8 protein-coding genes are annotated in these 9,712 nt (G+C 74.2%); all 8 read right to left on the bottom strand.

What is annotated here, in order from left to right; genetic code table 11:
- Positions 1-346: FAD-binding protein (locus AC32QD_RS00700; RefSeq protein ID WP_492008560.1), on the bottom strand; the 346-nt coding region annotated here is incomplete at its 3' end.
- A gap of 154 nt (positions 347-500) precedes the next feature.
- Positions 501-1,964, bottom strand: a complete 1,464-nt coding sequence (murC, locus tag AC32QD_RS00705) for a UDP-N-acetylmuramate--L-alanine ligase (protein WP_492008554.1) — start codon at positions 1,962-1,964, stop codon at positions 501-503.
- Between the two features lie 37 nt (positions 1,965-2,001).
- The gene (gene murG / locus AC32QD_RS00710; protein ID WP_492008555.1) at positions 2,002-3,102 is read right to left on the bottom strand and encodes an undecaprenyldiphospho-muramoylpentapeptide beta-N-acetylglucosaminyltransferase; all 1,101 of its coding nucleotides are present in this window, start codon (positions 3,100-3,102) and stop codon (positions 2,002-2,004) included.
- Positions 3,099-4,271 (bottom strand): peptidoglycan glycosyltransferase FtsW, encoded by a 1,173-nt coding sequence (locus tag AC32QD_RS00715; protein ID WP_492008556.1) that lies wholly within the window; start codon positions 4,269-4,271, stop codon positions 3,099-3,101. The genes murG and AC32QD_RS00715 overlap by 4 nt, the downstream gene beginning before the upstream one ends.
- Positions 4,268-5,671: a UDP-N-acetylmuramoyl-L-alanine--D-glutamate ligase gene (murD, locus tag AC32QD_RS00720; RefSeq protein ID WP_492008557.1), complete on the bottom strand. Its 1,404-nt coding sequence runs from the start codon at positions 5,669-5,671 to the stop codon at positions 4,268-4,270. Before murD ends, AC32QD_RS00715 begins: the two co-directional genes overlap by 4 nt.
- Positions 5,668-6,756 (bottom strand): phospho-N-acetylmuramoyl-pentapeptide-transferase, encoded by a 1,089-nt coding sequence (gene mraY / locus AC32QD_RS00725; RefSeq protein ID WP_492008558.1) that lies wholly within the window; start codon positions 6,754-6,756, stop codon positions 5,668-5,670. The genes murD and mraY overlap by 4 nt, the downstream gene beginning before the upstream one ends.
- A gap of 3 nt (positions 6,757-6,759) precedes the next feature.
- Complete coding sequence (locus AC32QD_RS00730) at positions 6,760-8,208, bottom strand: UDP-N-acetylmuramoylalanyl-D-glutamyl-2,6-diaminopimelate--D-alanyl-D-alanine ligase (RefSeq protein WP_492008559.1); 1,449 nt, start codon at positions 8,206-8,208, stop codon at positions 6,760-6,762.
- Positions 8,205-9,677 carry a UDP-N-acetylmuramoyl-L-alanyl-D-glutamate--2,6-diaminopimelate ligase gene (locus AC32QD_RS00735; RefSeq protein WP_492008561.1) on the bottom strand — a complete coding sequence of 491 codons (1,473 nt, stop codon included), beginning with the start codon at positions 9,675-9,677 and terminating at the stop codon, positions 8,205-8,207. Before AC32QD_RS00735 ends, AC32QD_RS00730 begins: the two co-directional genes overlap by 4 nt.
- Positions 9,678-9,712: the final 35 nt, after the last annotated feature.

Below are 9,712 nucleotides of genomic sequence, written 5' to 3' on the forward strand. Positions count from 1 at the left end.
CCAGGCCGCCGACGGCGCCGGGGATGGTGCGCAGGAACTCGAGCCCGGCGATGCCGGCCTCGGCGGCCCGCCTGGCCACCTGGGCGTCGAGCGCGGCGGCGCCGGCGCGCAGGCGGTGGCCGGCGAGTGGCGCGATGCCGTTGAAGCCGCGGCCGAGGCGAATGGCGACGCCGGGCAGGCCGCCGTCGCGGATGATCAGGTTCGAGCACACGCCCAGCGGCGTCACCGGCACGTCCGCCGGGCAGGCGGCGAGGAAGGCGGCGAGGTCGTCCGGGTCGGCAGGCTGGAACAGCACCTCGGCCGGGCCGCCGACGCGCAGCCAGGTCAGCTCGCTGAGCGCGCGCATCGGGGTGAGGCGGCCGCGCACCCGGGGCAGCCGGGCGATCAGGCGCACGCCGTCGAGGGCGGCGCGGGCGGTCGCATTGCACGCCGCAGCCGAGGCCGGGGCGGTGTCCCGTCCCGCGGCGCCCTGCCCCGGCCCGGCCGCCGTCATGCCACCCTCATGCCGCGCCCGCGACGCGCGCGCCGCGCCGCGCGAGCTCGCCGGGCAGCGCGTCGGCCCAGGCGGAGATGGAGCCGGCGCCGAGGCAGACCACGATGTCGCCCGGCCGCGCCTGCGCCGCGACGAAGTCGGCCAGCCCGTCGGGCGCCTTGAGCGCGTGCGCCGAGCGGTGGCCGTGGGCGCGCAGGCCGCCGACCAGCGCGTCGCGGCTGACGCCCTCGATCGCCGGCTCGCCGGCGGCGTAGACATCGGCGATGGCGACCACGTCGGCGTCGTTGAAGCAGGCGCAGAACTCCTCGAACAGGTCGTGCAGCCGGGTGAAGCGGTGCGGCTGGTGGATGGCGATCACCCGGCCGCTGGTGGCCGCGCGGGCGGCCTTGAGCACGGCGGCGATCTCGACCGGGTGGTGGCCGTAGTCGTCGATGATGCGCGCGCCGTTCCACTCGCCGACCTGGGTGAAGCGGCGCTTGACGCCGGAGAAGGCGGCCAGGCCGCGGCGGATGTCGTCCATGGAGATGTGCAGCTCGCGCGCGACGCCGACGGCGGCGAGCGCGTTGAGCACGTTGTGCTCGCCGGGCAGGGCGAGGCTCAGGCCCTCGTGGCGCGTTCCGTGGCGCCCCCCCTCGCGCTCCCCCTCGCGCTCCGCCGACTCGCCGTGCACGACCACGTCGAACTGCATGCGGCCGTCCTCGTAGCGCACGTTCTCGGCGCGCAGGTCGGCCTGGCGCGACAGGCCATAGGTGACGACGCGCCGGTCGGTGACGCGGCCGATCAGGCTCTGCACCTCGGGGTGGTCGATGCAGGCGACCAGCGCGCCGTAGAAGGGGATGTTGGAGGCGAAGGCCTCGAAGGCGTCGCGCAGGGCGTCGAACGAGCCGTAGTGGTCCATGTGCTCGGGGTCGATGTTGGTGACCACGGCCACGGTGGCGGGCAGCTTGACAAAGGTGCCGTCCGATTCGTCGGCCTCGACCACCATCCACCGCCCCTCGCCCGGCCGGGCGTTCGAGCCATAGGACTGGATGATGCCGCCGTTGATCACGGTGGGGTCCTCGCCACCCGCGTCCAGCAGTGCCGCAACCAGCGAGGTGGTGGTGGTCTTGCCGTGCGTGCCGGCCACCGCGACGTTGGAGCGCAGCCGCATCAACTCGGCCAGCATCTCGGCGCGGCGCACCACCGGCAGGGCGTGGGCGCGCGCGGCCTCGAGCTCGGGATTGCCGCGCTTGACCGCCGAGGAGATGACGACGACGCGGGCCTCGCCCAGATTGGCGGCGTCGTGGCCGATCCAGACCGCGGCGCCGAGCGCGCGCAGGCGCTCGACGATGGGCGACTCCTTCAAGTCCGAGCCCTGCACCGCGTAGCCCAGGTTCAACAGCACCTCGGCGATGCCGGACATGCCGATGCCGCCGATGCCGACGAAGTGGATCGGGCCGATGTCGATGGGCAGGGCGGTGGCCGGGCTCACACGGGTCTCCTCTGGGGAATTGGTGTCGCCGGGGGTATCAGGCGGCGGGTTTGTTGCCAAGTTCCTCGACCAGGTCGGCCAGCTCGCGGGCGGCCTGCGGGCGCCCGACCCGCCGGGCCGCGGCGGCCATGTGCGCGGCGTGGGCGGGGTCGGCGAGGATGGCGCGGATGCGGTGCGCCAGCACCTGCGCGGTGAGGTCCGCCTCGGGCGCGAGGACGGCGCCGCCGGGCTTCGCCAGGGCCATGGCGTTGGCGCTCTGGTGATCCTCCGCGGCGTGCGGATAGGGGATCAGGATCGCCGGGCGGCCGATGGCGGCGAGCTCGGCCACGGTCGAGGCGCCGGCGCGGCAGATGACGAGCTGCGCGGCGGCGATGCGCCGCGGCAGGTCGGCGAAGAAGGGGGCCAATTCGGGCCTAACGCCGGCCCCGGCATAGGCGGCGGCGACCGCGTCCTCCTCGCCGGGGCGGACCTGCTGGGTGACGCGCAGGCGGCGGCGCAGGGTCTCGGGCAACAGGGCGACGGCGGCGGGCACCAGCCGGGCGAGCGCGGAGGCGCCCTGGCTGCCGCCGAACACGAGCAGGCCGAGCGGGCCGTCGCCCGGCGGCGCGTACGGCGTCGCGGCGGCGGCCAGCGCGGCATCGCGCACCGGGTTGCCGACATGGACCAGCGCCGCCCCCGCGGGCGGATGCGCCAGCGGCCAGGTGCCGCAGGCGACGCGGTCGACGCGGCCGGCGAACAGCCGGTTGACGCGGCCCAGCACGGCGTTTTGCTCGTGGATCAGGCGCGGCAGCCCCATGCGCCAGGCGGCGGCGAGCGCGGGCAGCGCGGGATAACCGCCGAAGCCGGCGATGCAGGCGGGCCGGTCGGCGCGGAAGCGCCGCGTCGCGGCGCGGACGCCGGCGAGGATCTGGAACGGCGCGGCCAGGCGGACCAGCGCGCCGCCGCGGCGATAGGTGGCCGAGCGCAGCTCGACGCGCTCCACCGCCGGCGCGAAGCCGTCGGCATAGCGCAGACCGCGCGGGTCGGTGGCCAGCTGCACGCGCCAGCCGCGGCGCAGCATCTCCTCGGCCAGCGCCTGGGCGGGGAACATGTGCCCGCCGGTACCGCCGGCGGCGATGACCAGAAGCGGCGGGCTCACGCCGCGCTCCGCTCGGCCGCCTCCCTGGGGCGGCTGCGGGTCAGCGCCAGGAGCGCGCCCATGGTGATGGCCGCGGCCAGCATCGACGAGCCGCCATAGGAGATGAAGGGCAGCGTCATGCCCTTGGCCGGCAACAGCCGGGTCGCCACCGCCATGTTGACGAAGGCCTGCAGCCCGATCACCACCGCGAGGCCGGTGCCGGCCAGGCGCACGAAGGGATTGCGCTCGTCGACCAGCCGGGCCAGGGCGCGCAGGGTGATGAAGACGAACAGCCCGATGATGACGACGGTGAGCAGAAGGCCGTATTCCTCGGCCGCCACGGCGATGATGAAGTCGGTATGGGCGTCGGGCAGGGTCCACTTCACCGAGCCCTGCGCCGGGCCGACGCCGAAGAAGCCGCCCTCGCGGATCGCCGACTGGGCATAGCCGATCTGGGTGTGCGGGTTGATCTCCTCGGCCAGGTAGCTGTTGATGCGGCCGGCGAAATGGCTGGAGTTGGCATAGGCGAAGGCCCCGCCGGCGCCGATCAGGCCGCCAAGCACCAGGAGCATCGCCACCGGCGCGCCCGAGACGAACACCATCACCGACCAGACCGCGAGCACCAGAACCGCCTGGCCGAAATCGGGCTGCAGCGCCAGCATCACCGCGATGCCGATGGCCACGATCCCGGTGATGGTGCGCCCGGGCGGGCCGAAGCGCTCGTAGGAGCCCCACATCAGCCAGGCCGAGGCAAGCACGAAGCCGGGCTTGAGGAACTCGGAGGGCTGCAGGCTGATCAGGCCCAGCGAGTACCAGCGGATCGCCCCCTTGCCGAAATCGGTGCCGAACCAGGGCAGCGCCGCCGTGGCGGCGAGCGCCACCACGAAGAGGTAGACGCCGAGCCGGCGCACGGTGGCGATCGAGCACATGGAGACGACGGCGATGACCACGATGCCGAGCAGCGCGAAGACCGCCTGGCGCACCACGTAGTGGTAGGTCCACAGGTCGTTCCGGTGCGCCAGCGGCGGCGAGGCGGCGAGCGAGAGCACGATGCCCAGCACGAACAGCACGAGCAGCGCACCGAGGCTCCAGCGGTCCACGGTCTGCCACCAGTCGCCGACGATCGATTGCTCGGCGCGGGGGGGCGCAGGGCGCGCTGCGGGCGCGGCGCGGACGGCGAGCTCGCTCATGCCCTGGCCTCCCCAACGGCCTCGGCGGTCATCAGCGCCGCGGCCAGGGCGCGGAAAGCCTCGCCCCGGGCCTCGAAGCCGGTGAACTGGTCCCAGCTGGCGCAGGCGGGCGAGAGCAGGATCACGTCGCCGGGCCGGGCCTCGGCCCAGGCCTGCGCGACGGCACGCTCGAGCGTGCCGCAGCGGGCGTGCGGCACGTCCGAGAGGGTCGCTGCGAAGGTGGCCTCGGCCTCGCCGATCAGGTAGGCGCGGGCGAGGCGCGCGAACAGCGGGCGCAGCGGCTCGATGCCGCCTTCCTTCGCGCGGCCACCGGCGATCCAGCGGATGTTGTGGTAGGCGAGGAGCGCCTTCTCGGCGGCGTCGGCATTGGTCGCCTTGGAGTCGTTGACGAAGCTGACGCCGCCGGCCTCGCCGACCAGCTCCATGCGGTGGGCGAGGCCGGGGAAATCGAGCAGCGCCGGCTCGATCTGGCGCGGGCCCAGGCCCAGCGCGCGGCAGGCAGCATAGGCCGCGGCCGCGTTCTGGTGGTTGTGCGCGCCCTTGAGCGCGGCGGCGCGCATGTCGATGGCCGCCTGCTGCTTGCCTGCGCGCCACTCGGTCAGGTGGTTGCGATGCATGAAGACCGACCAGCCCTCGCCGCGCGGGCGGGAGGTCACCGAGACCAGGATCGGGGCCTCGAGCGTGTCGGCGAGGAAGCGGCCCTCGGGCTCGTCGATGCCGATCACCGCGCGCTCGGGGCCGCCAAGGTCGAACAGGCGCCGCTTGGCGGCGAAATAGCCGCCCCGGCCGCCATGGCGGTCGAGGTGGTCGGGCGAGAGGTTGAGAAAGACGGCGACATCGGGGGCGAGCGCGCGGGCGAGCTCGATCTGGTAGGAGGAGAGCTCGACGACGATGGCCTCGCCGGGGCGGGGCGGGTCGAGGTCGAGCACGCCGCGGCCGATATTGCCGCCCATCTGGGTCGGGCGGCCGGCGGATTTCAGCACGTGATGGATCAGCGCCGTGGTGGTGGACTTGCCGTTCGAGCCGGTGACCGCGACGACCTTCGCGGCGGAACCCTCCCCGGGCCCGGCGGCGAGCAGCGCGCGGAAGAACAGGCCGACGTCGTTGTCGAGCGGCACGCCCGCGGCCTGTGCCGCGGCGACCGCGGGGTGGGGCGCGGGGTAGAGATGCGGGATGCCGGGCGAGACGACCAGGCAGGCGAGGCGCCGGGCCTCGCGCTCTCGCGCCAGCTCGGCGGTTTCGAAGCCCTCGGCGGCTGCGGCCCGGCGCACATCCGCGGCGTCGTCCCAGACCAGCGGCAGGGCGCCGCCGGCGCGCAGCGCGCGGGCGGCGGCGAGGCCGGACCGGCCCAGCCCCAGAACCCCGACCGTGCGGCCGGCATATGCGGCGAGCGGGATCATCTGATCTTGAGCGTCGCCAGACCGATCAGCGCCAGGATCACCGAAATGATCCAGAAGCGGATCACGATGGTGGCCTCCTGCCAGCCCTTCTGCTCGAAGTGGTGGTGGATCGGCGCCATCCTGAAGACGCGCTTGCCGGTCAGCTTGAAGCTGGCCACCTGCACGATCACCGAGACCGCCTCGAGCACGAACAGGCCGCCGATGATGGCCAGCACGATCTCGTGCTTGGTGGCGACCGCGATGGCCCCGAGCGCGCCGCCCAGCGCCAGCGAGCCGGTGTCGCCCATGAACACCATGGCCGGCGGCGCGTTGAACCACAGAAAGCCCAGCCCGGCGCCGATCAGGGCGGCGGCGAAGATGGTGATCTCGCCGGTGCCGGGGACGTAGTGCAGCTGCAGATACTCGGCGAAGTCGACGCGGCCGACGACGTAGGCGATGATGCCGAGCGAGCCGGCGGCGATCATCACCGGCATGATGGCGAGACCGTCGAGACCGTCGGTCAGGTTGACCGCGTTGGCCGAGCCGACGATCACCAGCATGGCAAAGGGCGCGTAGAACAGCCCGGCGTGGATCAGCAGGTTCTTGAAGATCGGCACGGCGATGGCGTTCTGCAGCGAGACGGGCTGCAGCAGCGTGATCCACACGGCGGCGCCGAGCGCGATCAGGAAGCCCGCCGCCAGACGGACCCGGCCGGGCACGCCATGGTGCGAGAACCTGCGCACCTTGAGGAAGTCGTCGAGGAAGCCGATCAGGCCGAAGCCGAAGGTGACCAGAACCACCACCCAGACGAAGCCGTTGTCGAGCTTGGCCCACAGAAGCGTCGAGACCAGGAGCGCGCCGAGGATCATCACGCCGCCCATGGTGGGCGTGCCGGCCTTGGCCGTGCGGTGACGCTCGGGCCCGTCGTCGCGGATCGGCTGGCCCTGCTTTTGCAGGCGGCGCAGCCAGTTGATGATCGCGGGGCCGAACAGGAAGGCAAACAGCAGCGCCGTCATCAGCGCGCCGCCGGCCCGGAAGGTGATGTAACGGAAGAGGTTGAAGACGTCGCCGCCCTCGCTGAGTGGGGTCAGGAGGTGGTAGAGCATCCCTTACTCCTCGTCCGGCGCGTGCGGCGCCCGCGCCTCGCCCAGCGCCTTGATCGAGTCGACCACCCGGCGCATTGCCATGCCGAGAGAGCCCTTGACCATGCAAACGTCGCCCGCGTCAACCAGCCTGCGCGCGCGGGCGGCCAGCGCGGCGCTGTCCTCGAACCATTCGCCGCGCTTGTCGGGGGGCAGCGCCGCGTGCAGCTGGCGCATGCGCGGGCCTGCCAGGTGGACGAGGTCGATGCCGGCGATCTCGGGCAGCCCGGCGAGACCGGCATGCAGCGCGTTCTCGGTGGGGCCGAGCTCAAGCATGTCGCCGAGGAAGGCGATGCGGCGCCCGCGCGAGATGCGGCCGGTGTCGTGGGTCACGGGGCTTGCCGCCAGCACCGCCAGCGCGGCGCGCATGGAGGCCGGGTTGGCATTGTAGGCGTCGTCGATCAGGGTGATCGCGCCGTCGATGCCGGCGGGGCCGAGCGCGACGCGCCAGCGCTGGCCGCGGCCTTCGGGCGGGCTCCAGCCGGACATGGCCAGCGCGGCGCGGGCGAGGTCGCCGCCCACCGCGGTGACCGCGCCGAGGCCTGCCACGGCGTTGAGCGCGAAATGCGCGCCCGGGGCGCCGAGCTTGAAGGTGACTTGCTGGCCCAGGATGCGCGCCCGCACGATGGTGCTGAGGCCCGTGATCGCGGCGCTCTCGAGCAGGAGGTCTGCATCGGCGGTGCCGAAGCCGAGGATGCGCGCCTCGCCGGCCTGCGCGGCGAGGCGGGCGAAATGCGCGTTGTCGCGGTTGAGGATGGCGGTGCCGCCGGGCTCGAGCCCGGCGAAGATCTCGGCCTTGGCATCGGCGATCTGCTCGACCGAGGCGAAGGCGGCGAGGTGCACCGCCTCGACCGCGGTGATCAGCGCCACATGCGGGCGGGCCAGCCGCGACAGCGGCGCGATCTCGCCGGCGTGGTTCATGCCCATCTCGAGCACCGCCCAGCGCGTGGCAGTGGGCATGCGCGCCAGCGTCAGCGGCACGCCCCAGTGGTTGTTGTAGCTCTTCTCCGCGGCATGCGTCGCGCCCTGGCTGCCGAGCATGGCGCGCAGCATCTCCTTGGTCGAGGTCTTGCCGACCGAGCCGGTGACGGCAATGACGCGGGCCGCCGAGCGGGCACGCGCCGCGGCGCCGAGCGCGCGCAGGCCCTCGAGCGTGTCGCGCACGACGAGCAGGGGGGAGTCGGCCGCCACGCCGTCGGGGATGCGGCTGACCAGCGCGGCGCCGGCGCCCTTGCCCAGCGCCTCGGCGACGAAGTCGTGGCCGTCGCGGCTCTCGCCCGCGAGCGCGACGAACAGCTCGCCGGTGGCAAGGGTGCGGGTGTCGATCGAGACGCCGGTGACATGGGCCCAGCCGCCGCGGGCCTCGCCGCCGGTGGCGGCAGCGGCGTCGGGCGCGCTCCACAGCGGCGCGGTCATCGCCCTCCTCCCAGGGCGCTCTCGACGCCGTCGAGGGCGGCGACCGCGGCCGCGGCCTGGGCGGCATCGTCGAAGGGCAGCAGCTCGCCGCCGACCTCCTGGCCCTGCTCGTGGCCCTTGCCGGCGATCAGCAGGCAGTCGCCGGGCTCCCTGAGATTGTCGACGCCGGCGAGGATCGCCGCGGCGCGGCCGCCGATCTCCTGCGCCCCGGGGCAGCCCGCGAGCACGGCGCGGCGGATCGCGGCCGGGTCCTCGGAGCGCGGGTTGTCGTCGGTGACGATGGCGATGTCGGCGCGGCGCGCCACGGCCTCGCCCATCAGCGGGCGCTTGCCCGGGTCGCGGTCGCCGCCGGCACCAAACACCACCACCAGCGTGCCGGCGCAGTGCGGGCGCAGCGCGTCGATGGCGGTGGCGAGCGCGTCGGGGGTGTGGGCGTAGTCGACGTATACGGCGGCACCGTTGGCGCGCCGCGCGGCGAGCTGCATGCGCCCGCGCACGCCGGTCAGGCCGGGCAGCGCTGCGAACACCGCCTCGGGCGCGACGCCGGTGGCGATGGCGAGCCCGGCGGCCAGCGCCACGTTCTCGGCCTGGAAGTCGCCGATCAGGTTCAGGTGGGCGCGATGGGTAAGGCCGTCCCAGCCGAGCACGACATCCTGGCCCTCGGCATGGAAGCGCAGCTCGAGGATGCGCAGCGCCGCGCCCTCGGCGCGGCCGACCGGGATGACGTGCAGGCCGCGCCCGGCGGCCACGGCCCGGGCGCGCGCGAAGCTGGGGTCGTCGGCGTTGAGCACCGCGGTGCCGTCGGCGGGCAGCAGCTCGGTGAACAGGCGCATCTTGGCCGTCACATAGGCCTCGTGGTCGGCGTGGTAGTCGAGGTGGTCGCGGGTGATGTTGGTCAGCGCCGCGGCGGCGAGCCTGACCCCGTCGGGCCGGTGCTGGGCGAGGCCGTGGCTCGAGGCCTCAATGACGGCGTGCGTCGCGCCGCCCGCGGCGAGCCGGGCGAGCAGGGCGTGCAGCGTGATCGGGTCGGGCGTGGTGTGGCCGAGCGGCTCGTCGAGCCCCGCGCCCTCGACCCCGGTGGTGCCCAGGGCCGCGGCGCGGTAGCCCGCGGCGGCCCAGATCTGGCGCAGGAAATGCGCGGTCGAGGTCTTGCCGTTGGTGCCCGTGACGGCGGCCATCAGCCGCGGCTGGGCGCCATAGAAGCGCGCAGCGGTCAGGGCGAGGAGGTGGCGCGGCGCCTCGGTGAGAAGGAAGGGCACGGGCAGGGGGCCGATGTCGCGCCGCGCGGTCTCGACGCCGGCGCCGGTCGCCACAACGGCGACGGCGCCCTGACGCACGGCGTATTGCGCGAAGGCGGCGCCGTCGAGCCGGGTCCCCGGCACGGGGAAGAAGACGTAGCCCTCGCGCACGGCGCGGCTGTCGACCGCGAGGCCCGTGACCGGCGTGTCGGGGCGCGGCTCGGGGCCCAAGGCCTCGAGCCCGGCGAGGCCGAGGCCGGCGAGCG

The sequence above is a fragment of the Thermohalobaculum sp. genome, from assembly GCF_058622915.1.

Coding starts and splice junctions, on each gene's coding strand:
- AC32QD_RS00715 (WP_492008556.1), bottom strand. CDS start 4,271: ATGAGCGAGCTCGCCGTCCGCGCCGCGCCCGCAGCGCGCCCTGCGCCC.
- murD (WP_492008557.1), bottom strand. CDS start 5,671: ATGATCCCGCTCGCCGCATATGCCGGCCGCACGGTCGGGGTTCTGGGG.
- mraY (WP_492008558.1), bottom strand. CDS start 6,756: ATGCTCTACCACCTCCTGACCCCACTCAGCGAGGGCGGCGACGTCTTC.
- AC32QD_RS00730 (WP_492008559.1), bottom strand. CDS start 8,208: ATGACCGCGCCGCTGTGGAGCGCGCCCGACGCCGCTGCCGCCACCGGC.